The following is a 25,466-nucleotide window of genomic DNA, read 5'->3' on the forward strand; positions in this document are numbered from 1 at the left end:
TCAAGCGGGCGCTTTCCGCCCGCCAACCACGCCATGGCCAAGAAATTTCCCCTGCACCCAAGCCATCCCGAGCGCGTCTGCTGGGGTTGCGACAAATACTGCCCGACCGACGCCATGGGATGCGGCAACGGCTCCAGCCGGACGCAGCATCCCATCGAACTGCTCGGCGACGACTGGCTCGACTACGGCGACTGGGGCATCGAGGCTCCGGACGCTCCCGCGCGCGGACCCGCTCCGGCCTGACCGGGCCCGCATCACCGCACCTTCACCCAGCCGTCCTGCTTCTCGCGGGACGCCCGGTGCATGCCGGCTCCTTCCCAGGCATCGCGCGATGACCGGCACGCGCGGCAGGCCCCGCACGGCTTTCACGCTTTCACGCGGCGGCGGCAAGAACCTCGACGCGGGCCGGATTACAATCGCCTTCAGGCTATCCAGCCCTTCCGCCTACCGCCCCCAAAGCCTTCCACCTGAACCATCATGCTCAACCTCCAGGATTCTTCGCTGCTGCGGCAGCAATGCTATATCGACGGCCGCTGGACCGATGGCGAGCGCCGCATCGACGTGACCAACCCCGCCACCGGCGAACGCGTCGGCCAGGTGCCGCAGCTGGGCGCCGAGGAAACCCGCCAGGCCATCGAAGCCGCCAACCGCGCCCTGCCCGCCTGGCGCGCGCGCACGGCCAAGGAACGTTCGGTGCTGCTGCGCAAGTGGTTCGAGCTGATCCTGGCCAACCAGGAAGACCTGGCGCGCATCATGACCGCAGAGCAGGGCAAGCCGATCGCCGAGGCACGCGGCGAAATTGCCTATGCGGCCTCATTCATCGAATGGTTTGCCGAAGAAGGCAAGCGGGTCTATGGCGACACCATTCCCGCGCCGGCCACCAACCAGCGCATCGTCGTCACCAAGGAGCCTGTCGGCGTGTGCGCGGCGATCACGCCGTGGAACTTCCCGGCGGCGATGATCACGCGCAAGGGCGGCCCTGCGCTGGCAGTCGGCTGCACCATGGTGCTCAAGCCCGCGTCGCAGACGCCGTTGACCGCGCTGGCGCTGGTGGCGCTGGCCGAGCGTGCCGGCATTCCGGCCGGCGTGCTGTCGGTGGTGACGGGCTCGGCGAGCGCGATCGGCGGCGAGATGAGCGGCAACCCGCTGGTGCGCAAGCTGACCTTTACCGGCTCGACGCAGGTGGGCCGCGTGCTGATGGCGCAGACCGCGTCGACCATCAAGAAGGTATCGATGGAGCTGGGCGGCAACGCGCCCTTCATCGTGTTCGACGATGCCGACCTCGATGCCGCGGTGGAAGGGGCGATCGTGTCGAAATACCGCAACGCCGGCCAGACCTGCGTTTGCGCCAACCGCATCTATGTGCAGGCGGGCGTGTACGAGGCCTTTGCGAAGAAGCTGGTGGCGGCGGTGGCCGCGCTCAAGGTCGGCAACGGCATGGATGACGGCGTGCGCATCGGGCCGCTGATCGACGACAAGGCCGTGGCCAAGGTCGAGGAGCATATCGCCGACGCCGTCGGCAAGGGTGCGCGCGTGCTGCATGGCGGCCAGCGCCACGCGCTCGGCCATTCGTTTTTCCAGCCGACCGTGCTGGCCGATGTCGCGCCCGGCATGCTGGTGGCGCGCGAGGAAACCTTCGGGCCGCTCGCGCCGCTGTTCCGCTTCGACACCGAGGACGAGGTCGTGGCAATGGCCAACGATACCGAGTTCGGCCTGGCCAGCTACTTCTATGCGCGCGACCTGGGCCGCGTCTGGCGCGTGTCCGAGCGGCTGGAGTACGGCATGGTGGGCGTCAATACCGGGCTGATCTCGAACGAGGTGGCGCCCTTCGGCGGCGTCAAGCAGTCGGGCGTGGGCCGCGAGGGTTCGCACTACGGTATCGAGGATTACCTGGTCATCAAGTACACCTGCATGGCCGGGATCTGACCCGCGCGCCCTAGCGAATCCGCTCGATCTGCTCACAGAAGCGCTGCATCTGCTCGAACTGGTAGCGCGCATGGTCGGCGCCGTACGGCTTGCCCAGCTCATGCAGCGCGCAGTCGGCGGCCCGCGACAGCGCTTCGAGCGCCTGTGCCAGCGCCCGCCCTTCCACGCTGTGATGCCGGCGCAGGCGCCACGACAGCGATTCCTGGCCCTTGCCGAACAGGCTCTGGTCGAGGTGGCCAAGCCGGTCGGCAGTGGCCTGCGCATCGTGGAGCGCCGCCAGGTAGGCGCAAACCGACGACAGCCGCTGGTTCATCTCGCCGCCGCGGCACAGCAAATCGCCGGCGCACTTGCGCAAGCGCTCCGCCGCGCCGCGCTGGCCCGCCGTCGGGCCGTCGGGCACATACGTGCCGATCGGCCGCACCGACAGCGCCAGCCCCGGTGGCAGCACGCTCGTGCACAGGCTGGCCAGCTGGCGCTGCAGCGCGCCATCGAGCTCGCAGCACGCCACCAAGCCGGCCTCGACGTAGAAGTCCAGCGACGCCTGCCGTCCCTGCCCGCTGTACACCACCGTGCGCACCGGCTGGTGTCCCGCCTGCACCAGCACGCGCAGTGCGGCTTCGATGCAGCGCTGCGCGATGGCGTCGCCCGGCAGCGCTCGGAGCAGCGCGTGCGCGTGCGGCATGCCGGTGATTTCAGTGCGGGTCGGCAATGTGCCCGGCTGGCCCGCGTTGCCGGACAGTCTCAGGCTGGTCTCGACGTAGCTCGAGGCGGTACCCGTCATCAATAACTCCATGGTTGGTTGCTATGCCCATGCGGGCGGTGGCGGGGCGCGCAAGTGCCAGGGCTGGCATCAGCGCGTCCCGCCGGCAGGCTGCGAGGCCATCACGATCGCCGCATGCATGCCCTGCAGCGGGTGGCGCGCCTCGGGCGCCGTCAACGATGCCAGCACCTTGCTGTCTTCCAGCCTGAAGCGGCACAGCAGCAGGTTCGATTGCGCCAGGGCCACCATCTGCGCCGGGGCCAGCGCGGCCAGCGCGCGCCCCAGCTCCTGCCGAATGCCAAGCCGGAACAGCGCCTCGGCTTCGTGCTCGCGCAGGAGGCGCTGCGCCAGCATCAGGTAGGACAGGTTCAGCTGCTGGATGTCGCGCAGGATGTCAGCCCCGGCAGCGCCGAGGTCCGTCGCGCCGCGCGTCGTGCCTGCGCTCGTGTCGGCGTGCTCCGGTTTGCGCTTCATTGGATAAACGCCGTGGTGCCAATGGCGGTACCTGCGGAGCCGGCGACGGTGTCCGGGGCGGTGCGCGCCGAGATCTTCGGGCGTTCTGCGATGGCGCGCAGCGCGGGCTTGTCCAGCAACTCGACGCAACGGTTCCGCACGCGGATCAGCCCGATCCCTGCCATCCGCGAGAACTGGCGGCTGACCGTCTCCAGCGTCAGGCCGACATAGCTGCCGATTTCCTCGCGGCTCATGCGCAGGATGAACGCCGACGAGGAAAAGCCGCGCGCCGCGAAGCCGTCGGCCATCCACAGCAGGAACGTTACCAGCCGCTCCTCGGCAGTCATCAGCGCCAGCATGGTCTGCATGGCCCGCGCGCGCTGGGTCATGCAGTCGAGCGCCAGGAACAGCTGGATGGCCAGCGCAGGCGCTGCGGCCATGGCGGCACTGCCCAGGTCGACCGCGATCATGCACAGCTTGGTGTCTTCCAGCGCCGTGGCATACGACGCGTAGCGAGTGCGCACGAGGCTGTCGAGCCCGACCAGTTCACCCGGAAAATGGAAGCCAACCACCTGCGTGCGGCCGTCTTCGGTGGTGACATGCGTCTTGAGCGTGCCGACTCGGATCGCATAGAGCGCGGTGACCGGATCGCCGATCAGGTACAGCGGCTGCCCCTTGCGCAGCCGGACGCCGCGCTGCGGCTGCGGACCGGCCGCGGGATGCGCATGCCGTACCAGGCCGGCCCCCTGGCAGCCCTGCGCGTGGGGGCAGCTGTCGCAGCAAGGCAGCGCATCGGGCGACGCGGACCGGCCGCTGGTCGGTGGCAATTGCATTGTTTCGTGACAAAGATTGACGGCGTTTAAAACATGTGACCGATTCTATGGATCGTGCACCGCGTAACAATCTGTATATTCCGAATCATCGTCGCGAACCTTCGGACCACCCAGGCGCCGCGGCCGCCTGCTTCGGCGCGAGGCGCGTATGCTATGTCATGCGCAGCGCCGCGCGGCGGCGCTCGCTTCCAGACATCGCCGGCAAGCCGGCAGCAGCGAACCCAGATTTCGCCATGAAGAAAGACCCCGCCGGCGCCGACGGCCCGGCCGCACACGCGTCACTCCGCGAGTCGCAAGGCAACGCGCCCGGCGACGTGGCTGCCGACGCCCCCTACCGGACCCTGGTCGAGTCCGTGCAGGACTACGCCATCTTCACGCTCGACGTGACCGGGCATGTGTCGAGCTGGAACAAGGGCGCCGCGCGCATCAAGGGCTATACCCGCGAAGATATCCTGGGCAAGCACTTCTCGACCTTCTACACGCCCGACGCCGTGGCACGGCGCTGGCCGGATGCCGAGCTCAAGGCCGCCGCCGAGTTCGGGCGCTTCGAGGATGAAGGCTGGCGCGTGCGCAAGGATGGCAGCCGCTTCTGGGCCAATGTGGTGATCACGGCCCTCAAGGATCCGGACGGCAAGCTGATCGGCTTCGGCAAGGTCACGCGCGACATGACCGCCCAGCGCCGCACCGCCGAAGCACTGCGCCAGAGCGAGGAAACGCTGCGGCTGCTGGTGGAGGGCGTGAAGGACTACGCGGTCTTCATGCTCGATCCCGCCGGCAATATCGTCAGCTGGAATGCCGGCGCCTCATACATCAAGGGCTATCGCCGCGACGAGATCCTGGGCCGGCATTTCTCGGTGTTCTACCCGCCCGACGACATTGCCGCCGGCAAGCCCGCGCGGCTGCTCGAGAAGGCCCGCCGCGCCGGCCGCGTCGAGGACGAAGGCTGGCGCGTGCGCAAGGACGGTTCGCTGTTCTGGGCCAACGTCACGCTGACCGCCGTCTACGACGAATCGCGCGCGCTGCGGGGCTTCGCCAAGGTCACCCGCGACATGAGCGAGCGCCGCCGCCACGTAGAGCTGGAGCGCTCCAGCCAGCGCATGAGCGAATTCCTGGCCACGCTGTCGCATGAGCTGCGCAATCCGCTGGCGCCGGTGCACAGCGCGCTGGCGGCAATGCGGCTCGCGCCCGGCGACGAGGCACTGGCCGACAGGAGCCTGAGCCTGATCGAACGCCAGGTCACGCACCTGAGCCGGCTGGTCGACGACCTGCTCGACATCGGCCGCATCAACTCCGGGCGCATCGAGCTGCGCACCGGGCCGCTCGAGTTCAACGAAGTGATCGCGCTCGCCACCGAGGCGGCACGGCCGTCGCTCGAGGCCAAGTCGCAGCACGTCGCGGTGCAGGCCCACGCCGCGTCGATCCCGATGCACGCCGACAAGACCCGGCTGGTGCAGGTGATGCAGAACCTGATCCTGAATGCGTCGAAGTTCTCGCCGGCGCAGACGACCATCAGCATCGTCACCGCCGTACAAAAACGTACCCTTCTGGTACAGGTGATCGACCAGGGCCGCGGCATCGCGCCGCAATCGCTGGACGACATCTTCACCATGTTCGTGCAGGAAAGCCGCCCCGGCACCGATGCGCATGGCGGTCTGGGCATCGGCCTGTCGCTGTGCCGCGCGCTGGTGGAACTGCATGGCGGCACCATTGCCGCAGCCAGCGCCGGGCCCGGCATGGGCAGCACCTTCACCTTGCGGCTGCCGCTGCCGGTGGCACAGGAAGCCGCCACGATGCAGCCACCGGGGCGCGCCGCGGCCGGCGGCCGTGCCAACGTCGTGCTGCAGGCACAGCGCATCCTGCTGGTCGACGACAACCGCGATGCCGCCGACAGCCTGGCGATGCTGCTGGAAATGTGCGGCCACGACGTGACCATTGCCTACGACGGCGCCGAGGCGCTGCACGTGGCGCCGCGCTGCCGTCCGCATATCGCGCTGATCGACCTGGCCATGCCGGGCATGGACGGCTTCGAGGTGGTGCGCGCCCTGCGCGGCGTGGCCGGCACCGACCAGACCCGCTACATCGCGCTGACCGGCTTCGGCCAGCCTGCCGACCGGCAGCAGAGCGAGCGCGCGGGGTTCGACGCGCACCTGGTCAAGCCGGTGGAGCTGGAGACGCTGTTCGGCACCATCGCGCGCCTGCAGCGGCCCGAATAAGTTGCCCGCGGCCGCCCGCTGCACGCTGTGCAGGCGGCGGAAGGCCGCCTTCGCCAAAGCCAAACCCGCGCTTGCGCGCGCTGCGACACACTGAGGCCCGTTCCATCGCCAGAAAACACATGGAGGAGACAGCGATGCAGGGTTGGATCAGGCGTGCAGCCAGCGGGCTGCTGTTCGCATTCGCCGCCACGGCGGCAGGCACGGCACTGGCGGACTACCCGGACAAGCCGGTCCGGCTGGTGGTGCCCTTCCCGCCCGGCGGCGCGACCGACCTGCTGGCGCGCGAGATCGGCAATGCCCTGTCGGCGCGGCTGCAGCAGCCGGTGGTGATAGACAACCGGCCCGGCGCCGGCGGCAACCTGGCTGCCATCGCCGTGGCGCGCGCGCCGGCCGACGGCTACACGCTGCTGTTCGGCACCTTCGGCTCGCTGGCGGTCAACAAGAGCCTGTATGCCAAGCCGGGCTACGACCCGCTCAAGGATTTCGCCCCGGTCGCATCCGTGGCCTACCTGCCCAACGTGCTGGTGGTACATCCGTCGGTGCCGGCGCGCAACGTGCAGGAACTGCTGGCGCTGGCGCGCAAGGAGCCGGGCAGGCTGACCTACGGCTCGTTCGGCAACGGCTCGTCGTCGCACCTGGCTGGTGAATTGTTTACCCATCTCGCCGGTGTCAATATCGCGCACATTCCGTACAAGGGCAGCGCCGCCTCCATGACCGACCTGATCGGCGGCCGCATCACGATGATGTTCGACAGCGTATCCACCGCGCTGCCGTATATCCGCGACTACCGCGTGCGCGCGCTGGCGGTGACCACGCAAAAGCCCTCGGAACAGCTGCCGGACGTGCCTACGCTGGCCGCGGCGGGCGTGCCCAACTATGAGCTGACGGCATGGTTCGGCGTGGCCGCACCGGCCGGCACGCCCAAGGCAGTGATCGACCGGCTCAACGGCGAGATCGTTGCCGCGCTGAAGCAGCCGGAGTTGTCGGCGAAGCTCGCGAGCCAGGGCACGGTGCCGTTCCCGGCCACGCCCGCGCAGTTCGGCAGCTATATCCGCGCGCAATACGAAAAGTGGGATGGGCTGATCAAGTCTGCCAACATCCGGCTGGACCAGTAAGCAGCCGGCTCAGCCGGCCGCGCCGCGCAACGCGCCGAAGCGCCACGACAACCGCCGCGCCGCCTGCCGCACCAGCGCGGCGGGCGCGCCTTCGGTGCCGCTGTCGAAGCTGCCGCTCGATCCCATCACCGCGATCACCAGCGCCAGGCTGCCGGTGTGATCGAACACCGGCGCCGCCAGCGTATCGATGCCCGGCACCGGGTGGCTCAGCGCGTTGTCGATCTGCGCCTCGCGCACCTTGGCCAGGCGGGCGGCGTAGTCGGGCGCAGGCTTTCCGTCTTCCCCCAGCACCTGCCCGACGGCAGCGCCGGCCATGCGCAGGTAGTCGGTCTGCAGCAGCCCGGCAAGCACGTTGCCCGGCAGGTGCGCGGCCACGGTACGGCCGATCGCGGTATGGACCAGCGACAGCACCGTGCCGACGCGCAGGCTGACATGCTGGGGCCGCGCCGATTCCTCCAGCCTGACCACGGTCGGACCCATCGGGCCCAGCACGGCCATGGCCACGCTCAGGCCGGTGGTGCCGGCCAGTTCGATCACTTCGGGCTCGGCCTCGCGCGTCGGCGACAGCCGCTGCAGCGCGACCAGTCCGAGCTCAAGCCCCAGCGGGCCGCACAGGTAGTTGCCGGCGGCATCGCGCGCGAGCAGTCCGGTCTTCTGCAGGCTGACCAGGTGCGGGAATGCCTTGGCGGGGGGCATGCCGGCAGCCAGCGCGAGATCGCGCAAGGCCAGCGGACGGCCCGCCGCGACCAGCGCGCCCAGCAGCTGGCCGGTGCTGTCGAGAGACTGGATGCCGCGCTGCGGCTTGCCGCCTTCGGCTTCGGCATCCGGGCCGGCGATGCCGTCCGGGTCGGGTATGCGGGTCGGGGTCATGCCGGGCTTGCCTCCTCCGCGCCTTCCGCACGCAGCAACGCTGCGATATCGGCCGCTGCTGCCATCAGCGCCCGTGCGGCCGTGCCATTCCAGTCGACGTCGATGGCGCCGGTCGAGCCAACCAGCGTCAGCACCAGCCGCAGCGTCCCGGCAGCGTCCAGCACCGGCACGCTGAGGCTGCTGACCGCGGGGCTGGGCGTGTCGATGCTGCGCTCGATGCCGCGTTCGCGGATTCCCTGCAGCACTGCGCCGAAGTCAGCCAACTGCGCCTCCGTGGCGTCCGGCTGCTGCGTGCGCCACAGCGGCTGCCACTGCGCCGGCGGCCGGAACGCGCAGTAGACGCGGCCGGTGGCGGTGGCCGCCAGCGCCATCACCGTGCCCACGTGCAGGTTCACGTGCAGCGGCGCGCTGGCAGGCACGTAGCGCACGATGGTCGGCCCCTGCGGCCCGGCGATGCTGATGGCCACGCTGAAGCCCGACGACCGCGCCAGCGCGTCGACGCGCGGCACCGCGGCGCGGTAGGCCGGATCCTGCTCCAGGCGCAGCATGCCCAGCTGCAGCGATAGCGGGCCGGGCTCGTAGCGGCCGGAGACATGGTCGCGCTTGAGCAGGCCCAGGCGCGTCAGGCTGACCAGGTAGGCGTGCGCCTGCGCCGGCGCCAGCTGCGCGGCCTCGGCCAGCGCGGCCAGCGGCATCGGTACGCGCGCCGCCGCCAGCGCGGCCAGCAGCCGGCCGCCGACTTCCACGCTCTGGATGCCGCGCTGGGCCTTGTCAGCCTTTTCCGGCTTTCCTTCCTTGTCAGCGTTGCCGGCCGCGCCGGTTGCCTTGCCCCTGGCCATCGCCACCTTGTGTGATCGGAAAACCCGGATATTAATCGAACGCCATCCACGCGCCTTCGAATCGGGGTAAACCCGCGATCGCGCGGTACGCGATCCGTTGGTCTCGTGTCGCACCATTATTTGCTATAGACGAACGAATTAGCTATTGATTAATTAAACGGTCTTTCCTAAGATTGCACTACCCCGTCGAAACACGCCGGCACCGCCGCGTGGAAGACCCATAGAAACGGGGGCGAGACAGCCCGTGCCGCCAGCCCCGAACTGCGGTACACCCGCCGCGCGCACGTGCCGTCTTGCCTCCCCCACACACAAAGGAAGACGCCATGTCCAAGGCATTCGCATCCCAGGCCGACCTCGAAGCCAAGCAAGTCACCTTCACCCAGCTGTCCGAGAACGCCTGGGCCTACACCGCCGAGGGCGACCCCAATTCCGGCGTCGTGATCGGCGACGACGGCGTTCTGATCGTCGATACCACCGCCACGCCGGCGATGGCGCAGGACCTGATCGCGCGCATCCGCACCATTACCGACAAGCCCATCAAGTACGTAGTGCTGTCGCACTACCACGCGGTGCGCGTGCTGGGCGCATCTGCCTACTTCGCCGAAGGCGCGCAGCAGGTCATCGCCAGCCGCGGCACCTGGGAAATGATCGTCGAGCGCGGCGAGGCGGACATGAAGTCCGAGATCGAGCGCTTCCCGCGCCTGTTTGCCGGCGTCGAGACCGTGCCCGGCCTGACCTGGCCGACGCTGGTGTTCGAGAAGGAAATCACGCTGTTCCTCGGCAAGCTGGAAGTGCGCATCGCCCACCTGGGCTCGGGCCACACCAAGGGCGACACCGTGGTCTGGCTGCCGCAGCAGAAGGTGCTGTTCTCCGGCGACCTGGTCGAGTACGACGCCGCCTGCTATTGCGGCGACGCCCAGCTCGAAGAATGGCCCGCCACGCTCGACGCGCTGCAGGCGCTCAACCCCGAGAAGCTGGTTCCCGGCCGCGGCCCCGCGCTGACCACGCCGGAAGAGGTCAGGAAGGGCCTCGCCTACACCAAGGACTTCGTCACCACGCTGTTCCAGTCGGGCAAGGAAGCGGTGGCCGAGAAGCTCGACCTGAAGGCCGCGATGGCGCATACGCGCCAGGCCATGGACCCGAAGTTCGGCCATGTCTTCATCTACGAACACTGCCTGCCATTCGACGTCTCGCGCGCCTATGACGAGGCCAGCGGCATCCGCCACCCGCGCATCTGGACCGCGCAGCGCGACAAGGAAATGTGGGCCGCGCTGCAGGACTGAGCGGCCGAAGACCCATAACAAGTCGGGCAACGAAGCAACACAGAGTTGGATGGAGAGACAGGCATGAGCAGCATCGACTACCAGCGGTTGTCATTTGAGTACCAACCCTGCGCGGAACAGCGTGCCGGGCAGGCGGATGGCCCGGTCCATCCTGTCGTGGTGGTGGGTGCCGGTCCGATCGGGCTGGCCACCGCCATCGACCTGGCCCAGCGCGGCGTGCGCGTGGTGCTGGTCGACGACGACTGCACGCTGTCCACCGGTTCGCGCGCCATCTGCTTCGCCAAGCGCACGCTGGACATCTTCGACCGGCTGGGCTGCGGCGAGCGCATGGTGGACAAGGGCGTGAGCTGGAACGTTGGCAAGGTATTCCTGCGCGACCAGCAGGTCTACAGCTTCGACCTGCTGCCGGAAAGCGGGCATCGCCGCCCGGCCTTTATCAACCTGCAGCAGTACTACGTCGAAGGCTTCCTGCTGGAGCGCGCGCAGGCGCTGCCCAATATCGAGATCCGCTGGCACAACAAGGTGGTCGGGCTGGAGCAGCGCGCGGATGGCGCCGTGCTGACCGTCGAGACGCCTGAAGGCAGCTACCCGCTGGCCGCGCGCTACGTGGTGGCGGCCGACGGTTCGCGCAGCCCGATGCGCAAGCTGCTCGGGCTGGACAGCAAGGGCCGCACCTTCCGCGACCGCTTCCTGATCGCCGACGTGAAGATGGAAGCCGACTTCCCCAGCGAGCGCTGGTTCTGGTTCGACCCGCCCTTCCACCCCAACCAGTCGGTGCTGCTGCACCGCCAGCCGGACAATGTCTGGCGCATCGACTTCCAGCTCGGCTGGGACGCCGACCCGGTGCTGGAGAAATCGCCCGAGCGCGTGATCCCGCGCGTGCAGGCACTGCTCGGCAAGGACGTCAAGTTCGAGCTGGAATGGGTCAGCGTGTACACCTTCTCGTGCCTGCGCATGGACAGCTTCCGCCACGGCAATATCCTGTTTGCCGGCGACTCGGCGCACGGCGTTTCGCCGTTCGGGGCGCGCGGTGCCAACAGCGGTGTGCAGGACGCCGAGAACCTGGCGTGGAAGCTGGCCTACGTGCTGCAGGGCCACGCTGCCGACAGCCTGCTCGATACCTACGCCAGCGAGCGCGAATACGCCGCCGACGAGAACCTCCTGAACTCGACCCGCGCCACCGACTTCATCACGCCCAAGAGCCCCGTCAGCCGCGTCTTCCGCGATGCGGTGCTGACGCTGTCGAAGCGGCACGCCTTTGCCCGCGGCCTGGTCAACAGCGGCCGCCTGTCGGTGCCGGCGGTGCTGCACGGCTCGCCGCTGAACACCGGCGATGCCGATGAGGGGTATGCCGGCGGCATGGTGCCCGGCGCGGTCTGCGCCGACGCGCCGGTATCCGGGCCGCAGGGTGCCGGCTGGCTGCTGTCGCACCTGGGACAGGACTTCACCGTGCTGCTGTTCGGCAATCCCGATGCCATCGACGCCGCCACGCTGGCCGACCTGTCCGCGCTCAGCCAGGGCAACGTGCCGCTGCGGCTGGTCTACGCCACGGACGCGGCGCAGCCGGCGATGACCTGTTCCAACGCCACCGTGCTGCGCGACGACCAGGGCCTCGCCGCGGCCCGCTACGGCGCCGCGCCCGGCACCTGCTACCTGGTGCGGCCCGACCAGCATGTGTGCGCGCGCTGGCGGCGCGCCGACCCCGCCGCGATCCGCGCCGCGCTGGCGCGTGCCACCGGTGCCGGCCTGGCCGCGGCCCCTGGCCGGATCGCCGCCTGAGGCACGCCGGACCGCTCGAGAACAGGAGACCACAACATGCCCGCCACCCTCAATACGCAACCCAACCTTGCCCGGCCCGACGATTTCTACGAAGCGCTGATCGAGATGCACCGCGATCTCGACGACGCCCAGAGCCAGGCCGCCAACGCGCAGCTGATCCTGCTGCTGGCCAACCATATCGGCGACCACGACGTGCTGCTGGCCGCGCTGCAGGCCGCGCGCGAAGGCGTGGCCGACATGCCGGGCACTGCGGCGCCGGCCGCCTGACACGCCACGGGCGCGGCCACGCCGCGCCCCGCTCCGCTCTTTCCCCGGCCTGACCCGGGTCCGCCAGCCAGCGCGCAACAGACGCGCCCGGCGGCGCCATTCCCTGGCTGCAACCACCCAGGCGCGACACGCGCAGCCACCACCGCAGCTACCGAAAATACGGAGACAACAGCATGAGCCATCCGGTCTCAGGGGATCTTGCGTCCCTGCATCTGACGCCCGCCAACATCACTGCCCCGCCCACGCTGGCGGCGCGCGAGGAAGACGCGCTCTACCGCAAGGTGTGGCTGCGCATCATCCCGTTCCTGTTCGTCTGTTACGTGGTCTCGTTCCTGGACCGCATCAACATCGGCTTCGCCCAGCTGCAGATGAAGCATGACCTGGGCTTCAGCGACGCCATGTACGGGCTGGGCGCCGCGATCTTCTACGTTGGCTACGTGCTGTGCGAGGTGCCGAGCAATATGCTGCTGGCGCGCTTCGGCGCGCGCCGCACCTTCACGCGCATCATGGTGCTGTGGGGCCTGGCCTCGGTGGGCATGATGGCCGTGTCGACGCCGGCGCAGTTCTACACGCTGCGCTTCCTGCTGGGCGTGTTCGAGGCGGGCTTCTTCCCCGGCATCGTGCTCTACCTGACCTACTGGTTCCCGGCACGGCGCCGCGCCGCGGTGATGGCGATCTTCTTTGCCGGCGTGGCGGTGGCGGGCGTGCTCGGCGGCCTGGTCTCGGGCTGGATCATGCGCGACATGGCCGGCGTGCTCGGCCTGCAAGGCTGGAAGTGGATGTTCGCGATCGAAGGTGCGCCCGCGGTTTTCCTGGGGCTGATTGCCGCGCGCTGCCTGGTGGATGGTCCGGAACAGGCCCGCTGGCTCAGCCCCGATGAGCGCGCATACCTGACGCGCGCCGCGGCGGGCGGGTCGGCCAGCGCGGCCGACGCGGGGAAAGGCGGCCATTCGCTGCAGGCGCTGCGCCAGGTGCTGCGCAACCCGCGCGTGTACCTGTTCGCCCTTATCTATTTTTCGCTGACGTGCGGATCGCTTGCGCTGAGCTTCTGGATGCCGCTGATCATCCGCGACTTCGGCATCACCGATGTGATGTCGGTCAGCCTGTATTCGGTGGTGCCCAATGCCGTCGGTGCGGTCGGGCTGATCCTGATCGCGCGCCATTCCGACCGCACCGGCGAGCGCCACCGCCATTTCCTGCTGTGCACCGCCGGCGGCGCGCTGGCGCTGGCCGCGCTCACGCTGCACCCCTCCAGCCTGGCCATGATGCTGGCGATCCTGTCGGTTGCCGCCGTGCTGATCTTTGCCGCTCTGCCGGTGTTCTGGTCGCTGCCGCCCAGCTACCTGCCGGGCGCGGGGGCCGCGGCCGGCATCGCCGTGATCAGCAGCGTCGGCATCACCAGCGGCATCGTCAGCCCGTGGGTGATCGGGCAAATCAAGACCCGCACCGGCAGCCTCGACCATGCGCTGTTGCTGCTGGCGGCACTGCTGCTCGCCAGCGGGCTCGCGATGTGGCTGGGCGTGCCGCGCCAGCCCGCGCAAGGATCCCGCCAGGCCCGGCAGGATTAACCTGCAGCAAGGGCCTGCAACGGGTTTCGTCAAACCGGAATGTCCGCACCCGCGCGGGTGCGGCGTTCAGTGGGACCGGCCGCAGGGAATGACCTGCGCGATCTCCTCGCGCATCACCTCGACCACATCATCGATCTCCAGCCCTTCGGCCGTCACCAGCACGTCCTGTCCGCGGCCGATCGCGTAGACCACGCCGCGCCAGCGGCCGGGCTCGACGGCCTCGCACAGGCGGATATTGAATTCGGTGTCCTGGTCCTGGCTGTACACGGTCACCAGGTCGCCAATCTGGGGGGCCTGCACCGCTTCTCCGTCGAACGCCCGGGCCACCACGGTCACCGGCGACTGCGTCAGTCCCCTGGCAAATCTTGCACGCATGGTCCGCTCCTCTAATGCGATCCAAGTCCAGCTTACAAGAGGGGCGCCAAATAACCAGAAATTTCCATGAAAAAGTCGGGCTTGCTGCCCTCCACCCAGCGTCCGGGTTGCGTCCGGGTGTGCGGCCGGGTTGCGGCCGGCCTGTCAGACGCCGCCGGATAGACAGCCGCCGTACATCGCCCACAATGAAAGCATAGACAGCCGTAGGAGACAGCAAAATGGGCACCAGCATACACGTCGTGCCGCATCGGGATGGCTGGGATGTCATCCATGAAGGGGCCCGCTACGCAGAATCCCACCACGACACGCAGGAAGAAGCCATCGCCGCCGCGACTGCGCAGGCGCAGCGCGAGCATGTTGAACTGCTGGTCCATGGCCGCGATGGCCAGATCCGCTCGCGCAACAGCTTCGGCCACGATCCGCGCACCATACCGGGCTAATTCCGGCCTAGCCGGATAGCGTTTCCGGCGCGCGATCCTGCGCAGGCGCATCCATGCCACCGCACTGGGACGAAATGCACGCGGCTGCCGCGCTCGCAGCCGCGGCGGTGCCGCTGCCGCAAGTCGACGACCCCGCGCAGAACCCCTTCTCCGGACCCTTTTCCAATGCACTCGCGGTGCAGGCCGAAGCGCTGGCCGCGCACCGGGTGGTGCTGCTTGGCGAAAGCACGCACGGTACCGCGGAGTTTTACCACGCGCGCGCTGCGCTGACGGCGCAGCTGGTGGCGCGCCACGGTTTCCGCATCGTCGCGGTGGAAGCGGACTGGCCCGACGCCGCGGCGGTCGACCGCCATGTCCGCGGCCGGCCCGCGCAGCCGGCGCAAGCGCCGGCCGAAGCGTTCACGCGTTTCCCGGTGTGGATGTGGCGCAATCTCGAAGTCGCGCGCTTTATCCGCTGGCTGCACGCGCACAACGCGCCCCTGCCCCCGGTGCAGCGCGCCGGCTTCTTCGGGCTGGACATCTACAGCCTGCGTGCCTCCATCGCGGCGGTGCTGGCCTACCTGGACAGCGTCGATCCTGAGGCCGCGCGCGCCGCACGCGAGCGCTACGCCTGCCTGGAACCCTGGGGCCGGGACCCGGCGCGCTATGGCCGCGCCGTGCTGCACGGCACCCATGAAGACTGCGAGGAAGCCGTCATCGGGCAATTGCAGGAGCTGCTTGACAAGCGCCTGGCCTATGCCCGTGCCGGCCATGAAGACTACCTGGATGCCGCACGGAATGCGCGGCTGGTTGCATCGGCAGAGTGCTACTACCGCGTGATGTACCACGGCAGCGACGACAGCTGGAACCTGCGCGACACGCACATGTTCGAGACGCTCATGCAACTGCTGCATGCGCACGGACCCGATTCGCGCGCCGTAATATGGGCGCACAACTCACACATCGGCGATGCCTCGCACACCGAAATGGGAACCCTGCACGGCCAGCTCAATATCGGCCAGCTGTGCCGGGAAACCTTCGGCGATGATGCGGCGCTGGTTGGCTTGAGCACCTATGCCGGCACGGTAGCCGCCGCGACGTGGTGGGATGGCCAGATGGAAATCAAGACCGTGCGCCCCGGACGGCCCGACAGCTACGAGCACCTGTTCCACCAGGCCGGCCACGCCCAATGCTGGCTCGACCTGCGCGGCGCGCGCAGCGGGCCGCTCGAAGACGCCCGCACCGCGTTGCTGCCGCCGCGGCAGGAGCGCTTCATCGGGGTCATCTACCGGCCCGAAACCGAATTGCAGAGCCACTATGCGGGCGCGGCACTGCCGCGGCAGTTCGATGCGCTGCTGTGGTTCGACCACACGCGTGCGGTCCCGGCCTTGCCGGCCAGTCCGGCGCCTGGCGCACCGGAGACGTGGCCGTCCGGACTATAGCGGCTGGCGGGCGCGGCCGGTGTCACGCGACCGCCGCTCACCCGCCGGTGCGGTCCGGCGCCACGCTGACATGATTCACGACCTCGCGCACGCCGCCGGACTCGCGGATGCTCGCCTCGATCGCCGCGCGATCCGCCTGCGTGCCGACCGCGCCTTCGATGGTGACGCGACCTTCCGCGACGTTCAGCGCGATCTCGCTGACATCGAGGCCGCTGTCCCACAGGCGCGCGCACAGCGCTGCCTGCAGTTCGACGTCAGCGGCGGTGACAGCGGTGCCGCGCGGATTGGCTGGCGGCGTATTGGAAGGATCCTGCATGCGTGAGCCTCCGGCGTCAGTACATGCGCATGCCATGCCCCGGATGCGCGGCCGTAGACTCGCCCCGCGCCACGCGCAGGTGGTTCACCACGTCGGTGACGCCGTAGATCTCGTCCGCGATGTCCTCGATCCGGTACTTCTGCTGGCGATGCGGCACGCTGCCCTCCAGCGTGACCACGCCCTGCTCCACCCGCACCTCGACGTCTTCCACCTCCAGCCGGGCGCTGCGCGCGAGCTGCTCGCACAGGTCCTCGAGGATGCGCGCATCGCTGCGCCGGTAGTTGCGCGGACCTACTGGGCGCACAGGGCGCGCCTGGCGCGTTCCGCCGCGATACAGGTCCATGCGCTCGTTGTAGCCGGTGAACTGGCGGTAGGGATCGCGCCCGCGCGGCGCTTGCCGGGCGCGTGCATCTGGCGCGCCGCCGCGCTGCCAGTGTTGCGTGCCGCCGAACTCGCCGGGGTCCACCGGCTCGTCATAGTCGTAGACGCCATAGGCGCCCACGTAGTGGCTGCGCATGTCGGTGTCCGGCACGGGGCTTTCGTGCCAGGGTGGTCCGCGCCGGTTGTCTCTACGGTCCATTGTCGTCTCCGCTTGCCGTGCCGGGATTTGTAGCGCCGCTATTTCTGCCGCGGCGGCACCAGGCCGCGGTCGGGCTCGCTGAGCTTGCCGGCGCGCAACTGCTGCACCGCGCACGCCAGCGCACGCGCCACGTTGTCCACCTCGCCGAGCACGCCGTCATCCTCGTCGAGTTCCACATGGCTGGTGGCATATGGCTTGTAGTAGCCGATAAACCGGTCCAGCCGCGCCTGCGGACCGGCGTCGATCAGGCCCATCCAGTCGAGCCAGTCGGACAGCGCGCGGCGCACGCCTTCGATCCCGGCCACGTCGCCGTGGACCACCAGCCCGTAGGTACGGCCGGCCAGGTGCTTGGGATAATCCCACCCCGCCAGTTCGATCGACTTGGCGCGCACCACGTCCTTGCCCTGCGTGCTGGTCGGATCCGGATTGCCGCCATCGGCGCAGACCAGCCGGTCCATCATCAGCTTCAGCGGGCTGCTGGCCTGGTACCAGTAGACCGGGGTGACGATCAGCACGCCATGGCAGCCTGCCCAGCGCGGATAGATGTCGTTCATCCAGTCGTTGACCTGGCCGAGCGCGTGGTTGGGGTAGCAGCTGCAGGGCCAGTGGCACAGCGGCATCGACGTCGAGACGCAGCCCTTGCACGGATGGATGCGCAAGTCGGCATCGGAAGCGAGCAGGCTCAGGTCGAGCACATCGACCTCGATGCCCTGCGCTTCCAGCGTTGCCCGCGCGCGCTGCGCCAGCCGCCAGGACTTGGACATCTCGCCGGGGCAGGTGTAGTCGTTGCGCGCGGCGGCACAGACCAGCAGCACGCGCGAGGGCGTGGCAGGGTCGGCCTGCAGCTGCTGCGCCACGCGGACCGCCTCGCTGGCCGCGCGCCATTCGTCCGACAGCTCATACTCCGGATCGGCATAGCCCGGTCCGGCCTTGTGCTTCAGCGGCGCCTTGCGACCCTCGCGGTAAGCCTCCCAGGCAATGCGCTCGAGCCGCGCCAGGGCTTCATCCTCGTCACGGTAGGCGGGGTCGGTAAAGCGCGCCATGAAGCGCTGCCGGAAAGTTTCGCGCGGCAGCGGCTCGCTCACCTGGCCCTTGCGGACATCGGCGGGATCGCCGGGATAGCGCTGCTTGCGCGGTGCATCCGGCGCCGGCTGGTTCGGCTTGTGCGTCGGGTCTGGCATAGGTGTCTCCGTGCGCCTCTGCAATGTGTGCTGGTGCAGGACATGCAAGATAGACGCCACCATCCGCCACCATCCGCGGCCATGTGCAGCGCGCGCGGCCACGCAGCTTTTACAGGCGGCTGCTGGCGCTGCATGTACTTTTTTCCTCGCTTGCGGCACCGGCGCGGCATTGCGACGACCGCTGGGCGGCGCTTCGCCGGTGCCGCGGCGCTGGCACGGAAAGTGCCGCCGCTGCCATCAATTCCATTCCGGATGCCGTCATGGACGTCATGGAAATCGTGCTCGATATGGTGCGCCGCGCCGTGGGCGAAGGCGACGAGCTGCAGTGGTGGCAAGGCGCGGTGCGCGCCGCGGTGATCTTCATCGCCACGTGGGCCATGCTTCGGCTGGCGGGCCGCCGCGCCTTCGCGCAGAAGAGTTCGTTCGACCTGTGCATCGTGCTGCTGCTGGGCGCCGTGCTGTCACGCGCGGTGGTGGGCGCAACCTCGCTCACGGTGGCATTCGCGGCCGCACTCGTGCTGGTGCTGCTGCACCGGGCAGTGGGCTGGCTCTCGGGCCGCTATCCCGCGTTCGACCGCGCCACAGGCGGGTATGCGCTGGACCTGCTGCACCAGGGCCAGCTGGATCGCAAGCGGATCGGCCGTGCCATGCTTACCGAGGAAGACCTGAAGGCCAACCTGCGCGCTACACTGCAGACCGACAGCTTTGCCGACCTGACGCGCGTCGTGCTGGAGCGCGACGGCAAGGTAACGTTCGTGCGCCGGTCCAAGGAGGATGAGCCGGCGAAGAACCATCCTGCCGCACCGGCAGCGCCGGCCGTCTCGCGCGGCAATGGCGTGCCGGTCCGGTCGCGGAGTCGGCGTCAATGACCCGACGCAACGCAGGCGCAGGCTCGGGCGATAACCGCGGCATCGCCCGTTACCTCAGGCGCCACGGCATCCACGTAGTGACCGCGGAATCCTGTACCGCGGGCCTGATTGCATCGCGCATCGCAGAAGTGCCTGGCTGCGGCGATGTCCTGTATTGCGCCATCGTCGCGTATTCGCCATCGGCGAAGGAGCAGTTGCTGCGCGTGCCGTCGGGAACCATCCGCCGGTACGGACTGACAAGCGAAGAAGTATCGCTCGCGATGGCGCTGGGCGCGATGCAGCTCACCGGCGTCGACCTGGCGCTGGCGAACACCGGCGTGGCCGACGACGGCGGCGACGGTGACACCCCGGCCGGCACGCAATGCTTTGCATGGGTCTTCCGCAGGCCTGGTCACGCCGGCCGTGCCGGCCGCGCCCTTGAGGACGCGCCCGCGGGCGTGGCGGTGTTCACGGAAACCCGCCGCTTTCCCGGCGAACGCAATGCCGTGCGGGAAGCCGCGGCGGATTGGGCGCTGGCCCGGATCTGCCATTACCACGAACTGGCGCGCCGCGGTGAAGGCAACCGCGCCGCGGCGCCCGATGAATTGCCGGACACGCCTGCGGGCGCAACGGCATAACCCAGGGCCCTGGGCCCGACCGACGTAGTCTTGCAATGGAGACCATCATGAAACGCACCCTCGCTACCACGGCACTGGTCGTCGGCACTGCGCTCTGCCTGCCGGCCTTCGCCCAACAGGCTCCGGCCTCGCCTACCGCGCCGAACCCGAGTGCGCCACCGATCGAAGGCGCCGGCGCCTCGCGTAACCAGCCGGCCGCCACCGACATGACCACGGCGCCGACCGACACCACCAAGGACACCGCCAAGAAGTCCAAGTCCAAATCCGGCAAGCAGGCCAACACCGCCCGCAGCAAGAAGCCACGCGAACAGGGCGCGCCGCCGGCACCGACCGCCGATGCGCCGAGCGGCCCGAAGGGCGATTCGCCGGACCCGGCGACCAAGCAGTAAGCGCATGCCGTTGCGCATGCATCGAGCGCATGCATTGGGCGCAATCGTGGCGGGGCTTCAGCGGACAGGCCCTCGCGCGACGGGCGCTGCTCAGCTATCCCCGCGCAGCGCCCGGGTCGCCTGCGCCAGCGCGGCGTCACGCTCGCGCTTGCGCCAGCGGTGGCAGCGCCACAGTTCTTCCAGGTAGGGCAGGCCGGCGAGCAAGACGACCGCGATGAACAGTCCGCCCAGATAGCCCGGCGGCAGCGCTACGGGCTTCCACGCCAGCGCCAGGCGCGCCGGTTCGCTGCCGGCGCCGAACAGCGCCAGGAATTGGCCCCAGTACATCACCACCACGTATGAGGCGGCAGCCATCGGCAGGACTTCGAGCAGGCTGTGCATATGCTGCTCGACTGGCGCGATATGGCGGCGCTTGCTGGCGTACTGCACGTCCCACCACGCCGTGGCTTCGTGGATCACGAGCGCCGCCAGGACGACGGCGATCACCAGCGCATTGACCTCCAGGAACAGCACCATCAGCAGCGGCAGGCCGACCTCGGCCAGCATCAGCATGTGCAGCAAGGACTCGCGCACGCCCGCGTTGCGCTCGATGTGCGTGAGGCGATGGCACAGCCAGTCGCCTGCGCCGGCCAGCAGCCACAGCGGCACCAGGCCGTACATCAGCACCAGGCGCACGGCATGCTCGAAAGCTTGCAGGTCGGCAGAGGCGGCAGTGGGCATGGTGGGAGGAGTGTCCCGACGATGTTCCGATGGTGACCGGTCAGGTGACCGGTTACGCGCGCACCGGCTGCGCCCGGTATTGCTCGCGCAGCACGCGGAACAGCTCGTGGTTGACCTGCACGCCGCGATACTGGCGCCGCACTACCGCCCGCAGGCGCGAGCCCAGCACATGTGCACGCAGTGCGCGCGCATAGCGCCGTTGCACCGCCTGCTCGCCCTTGCTGACCGCGAGCAGGATGGCGCGGTCCGAGCGGTGCTTGCCGCTCCCGCCCCGACAGGCTGCCGCCGGCATGGCCTCCGGCACCTGCCCCAGTTCCAGCAGGCACGCCTGCAGTTCCTGCGCAGCCAATGCGAAGGCATTGGCGCGGCTGGTCAGCAGCGACTTGAGATGCGGGTTGGCGGCGGCGTGTGCGGCGCGCCGGCAATCGTGCTCGCCCTCGCGCGAGATCGCGATCAGCGCGTTGAGCACCAGGATCTTTTTCTTTGCCATCGCACACCTGCCTGGTCCGCGGCCGGACCCGTGAAGTCATCGATCGGGGCCGGCGGAGGCCGGCGGTTGCTGGCGGGCGCCCCGGACATGGCGCATGTCGGTGCGGGACAAGGATAGTGGCTCTGCGCCTGCGCTGCCAGTGCTGTCGCGCGGCGCGCCAAAGGCCTGGCGCGAAGACGCTTGCCAGGCCTTGCGTGTTTCGCGCATGCCGCGCAGGTTCATCACGACCAGCGCCAGCTGCAGCACGATCAGCGCATACGCATCACCGTGCCATCCCCACGCGATCCAAAGCACGTTGCTGGCCAGGAACACCCAGAACCCCGCGCGACGCCGTCCAAGGGAGCGCGAACCCACCAGCCAGGTGGCCAGCACCGTCACCACCATCGCCGGCCATTGCGCGGCCTCCAGCCACCAGTCCATGCATGTTTCCCCGGTTGTCCGTCACGACACCGGGCAAGAAGCGTACCGGGCAAAGCGCCTCCGCGCCGCATGGCCGGCGCGGCCACTTTCTTGCCATTGGTCATGACGTACCCGGTACTTTTTACAAGCGGTAGCGTCAGACGCACATTAGCCTTACGCCGGAAAATCTTTGGCGCGGCGGGGCCCCGCCGCATATCTTCTATCGAGCGGGCGTGCTGGCACGCACTTCGCATGGCTTTGCCATCCCGCCGGCTGGCCGTGTGGCGCCGGGCGGGTCATTGTTGCTCCGCCGGAGCTGAAACCGGGAGGATTTTGTGCGGATCTGCCAGATCGACCTGACCGGAACCCCTGATGCCGACGAACGCGCCTTGCAACGCGTGGCCGCGCTGGGCTTCGACCACGTACTGATCGGCGGCTGGCCGCACCTGTCGGGGACTGACACGCTGGCGGCGTGCGCCCGGCATGGGCTCGCGGCGCTGCTCGACATCTCACTGGACCGCTACAGCGCCGATGGGGAAGGCGCTCCCGATCCCGCCTGGATCGATACCGCGGCCCCCGCCTTCGCCCCCCACGAAACCGACAATCATCTTCCCGGCGCACGCCTGCGCTGGCATGACCCGCAAGTGGCCGATGCCCTGGTGCAATGGTGGGCCGCGCGCCTGCGGCTGGCATGGGCCTCGGGCGCCGCCGGCTTCTGCTGCCGGGCGCCGGCGCGCGTGCCCGGCAGGCATTGGGCAACGCTGGCCGACACCCTGCGCAACCACGCCGCGCCGCCTGAAGCGCGCGGCACGCCGCTGCTGCTGGCGTGGACGCCCGGCCTGACCCCCGCCCAGCTGGACGACCTCGCCCCCGCCGGCTTCGATGGCGCCTTCTGCTCGCTGCCGTGGTGGGACTTCCGCAGCGCCTGGCTGACCGAGGAAATCGCGCGGCTGCGCCGCTTCGGCCGCGTGCTGGCGGCTCCGGCGCTGACCCCTGCGAGCCAGGATGCGCTCAGCGCACGCCGCGCTCTGTGGACCGCCGCCGCCATCGGCGACGGCATCCTGGTGCCGGCCGGCTTCGAAACCGGCGGAACGCTGGCGCGCGACCCGCTCGCTCCGGATGGCGCCAGCCACGACGGGGCACCCTACGACATCACGCATGAACTGCTCGAAGCGACCACCTGGCTCGCCTCGCGCGACCCCGCGCCGGCGCTGGCGGTGCGGCTGCTGAGCGGCCCGGAAGCACCGCTGACAGTGCTGGCAAGGCTGCCAGCGCCGAACGGCCTGTGCGCGGACCCCGCCACGGGCAATGGCTTCGCCGAGCCGGATGACGCCGCGGCGTTGACGGTGGTCCTCAATCCCGACCCGATGAAGCCCGGCACGCTCGGCGCCGACCGCGTGCTGAGCGCGCTGCCGCATGCCAGCGCCCACCTCGAAGCCACACCGGGCGGACCCGGCGGCACGCTCGATGCCAGCAACAGGCTCGATGCGCTGGGGTCGATCACGCTTGCACCCGCCGACATCCGGTTGTTTGAAGCGCCGCCGGTGCCGCTGACCCGGCCCGGCATGCCGCGCGCCGACGCGCGCGCGCCGCACGGGCACGAGACCCTCACCGCAACCGGGCTGGGCAGCGTGGTCGCCGCCATGGAATCGCCGCGCATCGCCATCGAGCATATCGAACCCGCGTGCGACGACGGCCGCTTCGCCGTGCGGCGCGTGGTGGGCGAGCGCGTGGAAGTCAGCGCCGATATCTGGATGGACGGTCACGACAAGCTCGCCGCCGCGGTACTGTGGCGTGCGCCTGGCGAGACCGACTGGCACGAAGCGCCCATGCGGCATGTGGTCAACGACCGCTGGCAAGGCAGCTTCCCGCTGGTGGCGCTGGGCCGGCATGAGTTCACGGTCGAAGCCTGGCGCGATCCCTATGCCAGCTGGCTCGATGAAATCGGCAAGAAGCGCGCGGCCGGCCTCAACGTCAGCCTGGAGACCGAGGAAGGCGCCCGGCTGATTGCCGACGCGCTGCTGCCGCCTGAAGGCAAGAAGGGCAAGAACGGCAACAAACGAAGCAAAGGCAATGGCCGGAAGAATGGCGAGGCCCCTCCCCCGGACAGCGAACTGTCCGCCATCGTCGACGAACTGACCGCCGCCGCGGGCGATGACGAGCGACGCCTGGAACTCCTTCTGTCCGCACGCACCGCTGCCGCCATGCAGGCCCACATGGCCACGCCGGCAGGCAGGCAGTTCGCCTCGCGCCACCCGGTGGCGCTGCCGGTGGAAGCCGACCGCCTCGCCGCCCGCTACGCCAGCTGGTACGAGCTGTTCCCGCGCTCGCAAAGCAATGATGCGCAGCGCCACGGCACCTTCGACGATGTCATCGCGCGGCTGCCCGCAATCCGCGCGATGGGCTTCGATGTGCTCTACTTCACGCCGATCCACCCCATCGGCCGCACCCACCGCAAGGGCCGCAACAACAGCCTGCGCGCCGAGCCCGGCGAACCGGGCAGCCCCTATGCAATCGGCGGCGAGGAAGGCGGGCATGATGCCTTGCATCCCGAGCTGGGCACGTTCGAAGACTTCCGCCGCCTGTGCAACGCCGCCGCGGCGAACGGCCTGGAGATCGCGCTCGATTTCGCGATCCAGTGCTCGCCCGACCACCCGTGGCTGAAAGACCATCCCGAATGGTTCGCGCACCGCCCCGACGGCTCGCTGCGCTACGCCGAGAACCCGCCCAAGAAGTACGAGGACATCGTCAACGTCGACTTCTACGCCGCGCCGCCCGCCGGCGCCGCGCTGTGGCAGGCGCTGCGCGACGTGGTGATGTTCTGGGCCGACCACGGCGTGCGCATCTTCCGCGTCGACAACCCGCACACCAAGCCGCTGCCATTCTGGGAATGGATGATCGCCGACGTGCGCGCGCACCACCCCGACACCATCTTCCTGGCCGAGGCCTTCACGCGGCCGAAGATGATGGCACGGCTGGCCAAGCTGGGCTTCAGCCAGTCGTACACCTACTTCACCTGGCGCAATACCAAGTGGGAGCTGACCGAGTACCTGACCGAGCTGACGCAGAGCCCGCTGCGCGAATTCTTCCGCCCGCACTTCTTCGTCAATACGCCGGACATCAATCCCTATTTCCTGCACCACGGCGGCCGCCCCGCGTTCCTGATCCGCGCGGCGCTGGCCACGTTGCTGTCGGGGCTATGGGGCATGTACAACGGCTTCGAGCTGTGCGAGAGCGCGCCGTTCGTGCTCGACGGCAAGGTGCGCGAGGAATACCTCGACTCCGAGAAATACCAGCTGCGCGCCCGTGACTGGCACCAGCGCGGCAACATCGTCGCCGAGATCTCGCGCCTGAACGAGATCCGCGCCGGCCATCCCGCGCTGCAAAGCCACCTGGGGCTGCGCTTCTACCATGCCGGCAGCGATGCCGTGCTGTGGTTCGCGCGCTTCGTTCCGGGTACCGAGTACCTGTTCGGCGACGACGTGCTGCTGGCAGCGGTCAACCTGGACCCGCGCAACGCGCACGACACCGATATCGAGCTGCCGCTGTGGGAGTGGGGCCTGCCCGACCATGCGCGCGTGGCCGTGCACGAGCTGATGCGCGGCCAGCGCTTCGAGCTGCAGGGCAAGCACCAGCGCATCCGCCTCGACCCCGCGCAACTGCCGTTCGCGGTATGGCACGTGCGCCCGCTGGACCGGCCGGCGCCGCGCCCCGCCGCCGCGCCGGCATCGCATGATCCGCATGGCGCCTGACCGGCATACGT

General features: G+C 69.2%; 26 protein-coding genes. 14 read left to right on the forward strand and 12 right to left on the reverse strand.

Annotated elements, in window-relative coordinates; all coding sequences use genetic code 11:
• Nucleotides 1–33 precede the first annotated feature (33 nt).
• The gene (locus tag IPF36_RS08970; protein WP_133094526.1) at nucleotides 34–243 is read left to right on the forward strand and encodes a DUF3079 domain-containing protein; all 210 of its coding nucleotides are present in this window, start codon (nucleotides 34–36) and stop codon (nucleotides 241–243) included.
• 234 nt (nucleotides 244–477) lie between these two features.
• Nucleotides 478–1,926 carry an NADP-dependent succinate-semialdehyde dehydrogenase gene (gene gabD, locus IPF36_RS08975; RefSeq protein ID WP_195427815.1) on the forward strand — a complete coding sequence of 483 codons (1,449 nt, stop codon included), beginning with the start codon at nucleotides 478–480 and terminating at the stop codon, nucleotides 1,924–1,926.
• Nucleotides 1,927–1,936: 10 nt separating this feature from the next.
• Here the strand turns inward: gabD and IPF36_RS08980 are convergent, their stop codons facing one another.
• From IPF36_RS08980 to IPF36_RS08990, 3 genes are all read right to left on the reverse strand, one after another.
• Complete coding sequence (locus IPF36_RS08980) at nucleotides 1,937–2,707, reverse strand: hypothetical protein (protein WP_195427816.1); 771 nt, start codon at nucleotides 2,705–2,707, stop codon at nucleotides 1,937–1,939.
• Between the two features lie 69 nt (nucleotides 2,708–2,776).
• Nucleotides 2,777–3,160, reverse strand: a complete 384-nt coding sequence (gene flhD, locus IPF36_RS08985) for a flagellar transcriptional regulator FlhD (RefSeq protein WP_195427817.1) — start codon at nucleotides 3,158–3,160, stop codon at nucleotides 2,777–2,779.
• Entirely contained in the window at nucleotides 3,157–3,972 is an 816-nt protein-coding gene (locus IPF36_RS08990; RefSeq protein WP_133094523.1) for a helix-turn-helix domain-containing protein, read from the reverse strand. The genes flhD and IPF36_RS08990 overlap by 4 nt, the downstream gene beginning before the upstream one ends.
• A gap of 233 nt (nucleotides 3,973–4,205) precedes the next feature.
• Here IPF36_RS08990 and IPF36_RS08995 point away from each other — a divergent pair, with 233 nt between their 5' ends.
• Entirely contained in the window at nucleotides 4,206–6,185 is a 1,980-nt protein-coding gene (locus IPF36_RS08995) for a PAS domain-containing sensor histidine kinase (RefSeq protein ID WP_195427818.1), read from the forward strand.
• 134 nt (nucleotides 6,186–6,319) lie between these two features.
• Nucleotides 6,320–7,300: a tripartite tricarboxylate transporter substrate binding protein gene (locus tag IPF36_RS09000; protein WP_195427819.1), complete on the forward strand. Its 981-nt coding sequence runs from the start codon at nucleotides 6,320–6,322 to the stop codon at nucleotides 7,298–7,300.
• 9 nt (nucleotides 7,301–7,309) lie between these two features.
• Here IPF36_RS09000 and IPF36_RS09005 read toward each other — a convergent pair whose 3' ends face one another.
• On the reverse strand, nucleotides 7,310–8,170 hold the full coding sequence (locus IPF36_RS09005; RefSeq protein ID WP_133094520.1) for an IclR family transcriptional regulator: 861 nt from the start codon (nucleotides 8,168–8,170) through the stop codon (nucleotides 7,310–7,312).
• Nucleotides 8,167–9,009, reverse strand: coding sequence for an IclR family transcriptional regulator (locus IPF36_RS09010; RefSeq protein WP_195427820.1), 843 nt, complete (start codon nucleotides 9,007–9,009; stop codon nucleotides 8,167–8,169). Before IPF36_RS09010 ends, IPF36_RS09005 begins: the two co-directional genes overlap by 4 nt.
• A gap of 323 nt (nucleotides 9,010–9,332) precedes the next feature.
• Here IPF36_RS09010 and IPF36_RS09015 point away from each other — a divergent pair, with 323 nt between their 5' ends.
• From IPF36_RS09015 to IPF36_RS09030, 4 genes are all read left to right on the forward strand, one after another.
• The gene (locus IPF36_RS09015) at nucleotides 9,333–10,292 is read left to right on the forward strand and encodes an MBL fold metallo-hydrolase (RefSeq protein ID WP_133094518.1); all 960 of its coding nucleotides are present in this window, start codon (nucleotides 9,333–9,335) and stop codon (nucleotides 10,290–10,292) included.
• A 63-nt stretch (nucleotides 10,293–10,355) separates the two neighbouring features.
• Entirely contained in the window at nucleotides 10,356–12,071 is a 1,716-nt protein-coding gene (locus tag IPF36_RS09020) for an FAD-dependent oxidoreductase (protein WP_195427821.1), read from the forward strand.
• Nucleotides 12,072–12,107: 36 nt separating this feature from the next.
• On the forward strand, nucleotides 12,108–12,338 hold the full coding sequence (locus tag IPF36_RS09025; RefSeq protein ID WP_133094516.1) for a DUF2783 domain-containing protein: 231 nt from the start codon (nucleotides 12,108–12,110) through the stop codon (nucleotides 12,336–12,338).
• 173 nt (nucleotides 12,339–12,511) lie between these two features.
• Nucleotides 12,512–13,906 (forward strand): MFS transporter, encoded by a 1,395-nt coding sequence (locus IPF36_RS09030; protein WP_135702833.1) that lies wholly within the window; start codon nucleotides 12,512–12,514, stop codon nucleotides 13,904–13,906.
• Nucleotides 13,907–13,972: 66 nt separating this feature from the next.
• Here the strand turns inward: IPF36_RS09030 and IPF36_RS09035 are convergent, their stop codons facing one another.
• Nucleotides 13,973–14,281 carry a hypothetical protein gene (locus IPF36_RS09035; RefSeq protein WP_133094514.1) on the reverse strand — a complete coding sequence of 103 codons (309 nt, stop codon included), beginning with the start codon at nucleotides 14,279–14,281 and terminating at the stop codon, nucleotides 13,973–13,975.
• A gap of 218 nt (nucleotides 14,282–14,499) precedes the next feature.
• Here IPF36_RS09035 and IPF36_RS09040 point away from each other — a divergent pair, with 218 nt between their 5' ends.
• Together IPF36_RS09040 and IPF36_RS09045 are read left to right on the forward strand one after the other, a co-directional pair.
• Nucleotides 14,500–14,721, forward strand: a complete 222-nt coding sequence (locus IPF36_RS09040) for a DUF2188 domain-containing protein (protein WP_133094513.1) — start codon at nucleotides 14,500–14,502, stop codon at nucleotides 14,719–14,721.
• 53 nt (nucleotides 14,722–14,774) lie between these two features.
• Complete coding sequence (locus tag IPF36_RS09045) at nucleotides 14,775–16,142, forward strand: erythromycin esterase family protein (RefSeq protein ID WP_195427822.1); 1,368 nt, start codon at nucleotides 14,775–14,777, stop codon at nucleotides 16,140–16,142.
• A gap of 37 nt (nucleotides 16,143–16,179) precedes the next feature.
• Here IPF36_RS09045 and IPF36_RS09050 read toward each other — a convergent pair whose 3' ends face one another.
• The 3 genes from IPF36_RS09050 to IPF36_RS09060 are packed head-to-tail and all read right to left on the reverse strand — an operon-like array spanning nucleotide 16,180 to nucleotide 18,219.
• A complete protein-coding gene (locus tag IPF36_RS09050) occupies nucleotides 16,180–16,458 on the reverse strand; it encodes a BON domain-containing protein (RefSeq protein WP_135702835.1) in 279 nt (92 codons plus the stop codon).
• 16 nt (nucleotides 16,459–16,474) lie between these two features.
• The gene (locus tag IPF36_RS09055) at nucleotides 16,475–17,038 is read right to left on the reverse strand and encodes a BON domain-containing protein (protein WP_195427823.1); all 564 of its coding nucleotides are present in this window, start codon (nucleotides 17,036–17,038) and stop codon (nucleotides 16,475–16,477) included.
• Between the two features lie 38 nt (nucleotides 17,039–17,076).
• The gene (locus tag IPF36_RS09060) at nucleotides 17,077–18,219 is read right to left on the reverse strand and encodes a flavodoxin family protein (RefSeq protein ID WP_135702837.1); all 1,143 of its coding nucleotides are present in this window, start codon (nucleotides 18,217–18,219) and stop codon (nucleotides 17,077–17,079) included.
• A gap of 260 nt (nucleotides 18,220–18,479) precedes the next feature.
• Here IPF36_RS09060 and IPF36_RS09065 point away from each other — a divergent pair, with 260 nt between their 5' ends.
• Genes IPF36_RS09065 through IPF36_RS09075 form a run of 3 tightly spaced genes read left to right on the forward strand, consistent with a single transcriptional unit; the run spans nucleotide 18,480 to nucleotide 20,094 of the window.
• Nucleotides 18,480–19,088 carry a DUF421 domain-containing protein gene (locus IPF36_RS09065; protein WP_135702838.1) on the forward strand — a complete coding sequence of 203 codons (609 nt, stop codon included), beginning with the start codon at nucleotides 18,480–18,482 and terminating at the stop codon, nucleotides 19,086–19,088.
• Complete coding sequence (locus tag IPF36_RS09070; RefSeq protein ID WP_133094507.1) at nucleotides 19,085–19,705, forward strand: CinA family protein; 621 nt, start codon at nucleotides 19,085–19,087, stop codon at nucleotides 19,703–19,705. The genes IPF36_RS09065 and IPF36_RS09070 overlap by 4 nt, the downstream gene beginning before the upstream one ends.
• A gap of 47 nt (nucleotides 19,706–19,752) precedes the next feature.
• Entirely contained in the window at nucleotides 19,753–20,094 is a 342-nt protein-coding gene (locus tag IPF36_RS09075; protein WP_133094506.1) for a hypothetical protein, read from the forward strand.
• Nucleotides 20,095–20,184: 90 nt separating this feature from the next.
• On the opposite strand, the gene IPF36_RS09080 is transcribed toward IPF36_RS09075, so the two are convergent.
• The 3 genes from IPF36_RS09080 to IPF36_RS09090 are packed head-to-tail and all read right to left on the reverse strand — an operon-like array spanning nucleotide 20,185 to nucleotide 21,724.
• On the reverse strand, nucleotides 20,185–20,814 hold the full coding sequence (locus IPF36_RS09080) for a diguanylate cyclase (protein WP_135702839.1): 630 nt from the start codon (nucleotides 20,812–20,814) through the stop codon (nucleotides 20,185–20,187).
• Between the two features lie 52 nt (nucleotides 20,815–20,866).
• The gene (locus IPF36_RS09085) at nucleotides 20,867–21,304 is read right to left on the reverse strand and encodes a PA2169 family four-helix-bundle protein (RefSeq protein ID WP_133094504.1); all 438 of its coding nucleotides are present in this window, start codon (nucleotides 21,302–21,304) and stop codon (nucleotides 20,867–20,869) included.
• Between the two features lie 36 nt (nucleotides 21,305–21,340).
• Nucleotides 21,341–21,724, reverse strand: coding sequence for a hypothetical protein (locus tag IPF36_RS09090; protein WP_133094503.1), 384 nt, complete (start codon nucleotides 21,722–21,724; stop codon nucleotides 21,341–21,343).
• Nucleotides 21,725–22,038: 314 nt separating this feature from the next.
• On the opposite strand from IPF36_RS09090, the gene IPF36_RS09095 reads away from it, so the two are divergent.
• Nucleotides 22,039–25,455, forward strand: a complete 3,417-nt coding sequence (locus IPF36_RS09095) for a maltotransferase domain-containing protein (RefSeq protein ID WP_195427824.1) — start codon at nucleotides 22,039–22,041, stop codon at nucleotides 25,453–25,455.
• Nucleotides 25,456–25,466 lie beyond the last annotated feature (11 nt).

Origin of the sequence: Cupriavidus sp. IK-TO18 (assembly GCF_015549295.1) — a bacterium.
GTDB classification, from domain to species: domain Bacteria; phylum Pseudomonadota; class Gammaproteobacteria; order Burkholderiales; family Burkholderiaceae; genus Cupriavidus; species Cupriavidus oxalaticus_A.

Coding starts and splice junctions, on each gene's coding strand:
- IPF36_RS09035 (WP_133094514.1), bottom strand. CDS start 14,281: ATGCGTGCAAGATTTGCCAGGGGACTGACGCAGTCGCCGGTGACCGTG.
- IPF36_RS09030 (WP_135702833.1), top strand. CDS start 12,512: ATGAGCCATCCGGTCTCAGGGGATCTTGCGTCCCTGCATCTGACGCCC.
- IPF36_RS09060 (WP_135702837.1), bottom strand. CDS start 18,219: ATGCCAGACCCGACGCACAAGCCGAACCAGCCGGCGCCGGATGCACCG.
- gabD (WP_195427815.1), top strand. CDS start 478: ATGCTCAACCTCCAGGATTCTTCGCTGCTGCGGCAGCAATGCTATATC.
- IPF36_RS09090 (WP_133094503.1), bottom strand. CDS start 21,724: ATGGACTGGTGGCTGGAGGCCGCGCAATGGCCGGCGATGGTGGTGACG.
- IPF36_RS09010 (WP_195427820.1), bottom strand. CDS start 9,009: ATGGCCAGGGGCAAGGCAACCGGCGCGGCCGGCAACGCTGACAAGGAA.
- IPF36_RS08995 (WP_195427818.1), top strand. CDS start 4,206: ATGAAGAAAGACCCCGCCGGCGCCGACGGCCCGGCCGCACACGCGTCA.
- IPF36_RS09045 (WP_195427822.1), top strand. CDS start 14,775: ATGCCACCGCACTGGGACGAAATGCACGCGGCTGCCGCGCTCGCAGCC.
- IPF36_RS09080 (WP_135702839.1), bottom strand. CDS start 20,814: ATGCCCACTGCCGCCTCTGCCGACCTGCAAGCTTTCGAGCATGCCGTG.
- flhD (WP_195427817.1), bottom strand. CDS start 3,160: ATGAAGCGCAAACCGGAGCACGCCGACACGAGCGCAGGCACGACGCGC.
- IPF36_RS09065 (WP_135702838.1), top strand. CDS start 18,480: ATGGACGTCATGGAAATCGTGCTCGATATGGTGCGCCGCGCCGTGGGC.
- IPF36_RS09025 (WP_133094516.1), top strand. CDS start 12,108: ATGCCCGCCACCCTCAATACGCAACCCAACCTTGCCCGGCCCGACGAT.
- IPF36_RS09020 (WP_195427821.1), top strand. CDS start 10,356: ATGAGCAGCATCGACTACCAGCGGTTGTCATTTGAGTACCAACCCTGC.
- IPF36_RS09085 (WP_133094504.1), bottom strand. CDS start 21,304: ATGGCAAAGAAAAAGATCCTGGTGCTCAACGCGCTGATCGCGATCTCG.
- IPF36_RS09015 (WP_133094518.1), top strand. CDS start 9,333: ATGTCCAAGGCATTCGCATCCCAGGCCGACCTCGAAGCCAAGCAAGTC.
- IPF36_RS09000 (WP_195427819.1), top strand. CDS start 6,320: ATGCAGGGTTGGATCAGGCGTGCAGCCAGCGGGCTGCTGTTCGCATTC.
- IPF36_RS08970 (WP_133094526.1), top strand. CDS start 34: ATGGCCAAGAAATTTCCCCTGCACCCAAGCCATCCCGAGCGCGTCTGC.
- IPF36_RS09055 (WP_195427823.1), bottom strand. CDS start 17,038: ATGGACCGTAGAGACAACCGGCGCGGACCACCCTGGCACGAAAGCCCC.
- IPF36_RS09075 (WP_133094506.1), top strand. CDS start 19,753: ATGAAACGCACCCTCGCTACCACGGCACTGGTCGTCGGCACTGCGCTC.
- IPF36_RS08990 (WP_133094523.1), bottom strand. CDS start 3,972: ATGCAATTGCCACCGACCAGCGGCCGGTCCGCGTCGCCCGATGCGCTG.
- IPF36_RS09070 (WP_133094507.1), top strand. CDS start 19,085: ATGACCCGACGCAACGCAGGCGCAGGCTCGGGCGATAACCGCGGCATC.
- IPF36_RS09050 (WP_135702835.1), bottom strand. CDS start 16,458: ATGCAGGATCCTTCCAATACGCCGCCAGCCAATCCGCGCGGCACCGCT.
- IPF36_RS09005 (WP_133094520.1), bottom strand. CDS start 8,170: ATGACCCCGACCCGCATACCCGACCCGGACGGCATCGCCGGCCCGGAT.
- IPF36_RS09040 (WP_133094513.1), top strand. CDS start 14,500: ATGGGCACCAGCATACACGTCGTGCCGCATCGGGATGGCTGGGATGTC.
- IPF36_RS08980 (WP_195427816.1), bottom strand. CDS start 2,707: ATGACGGGTACCGCCTCGAGCTACGTCGAGACCAGCCTGAGACTGTCC.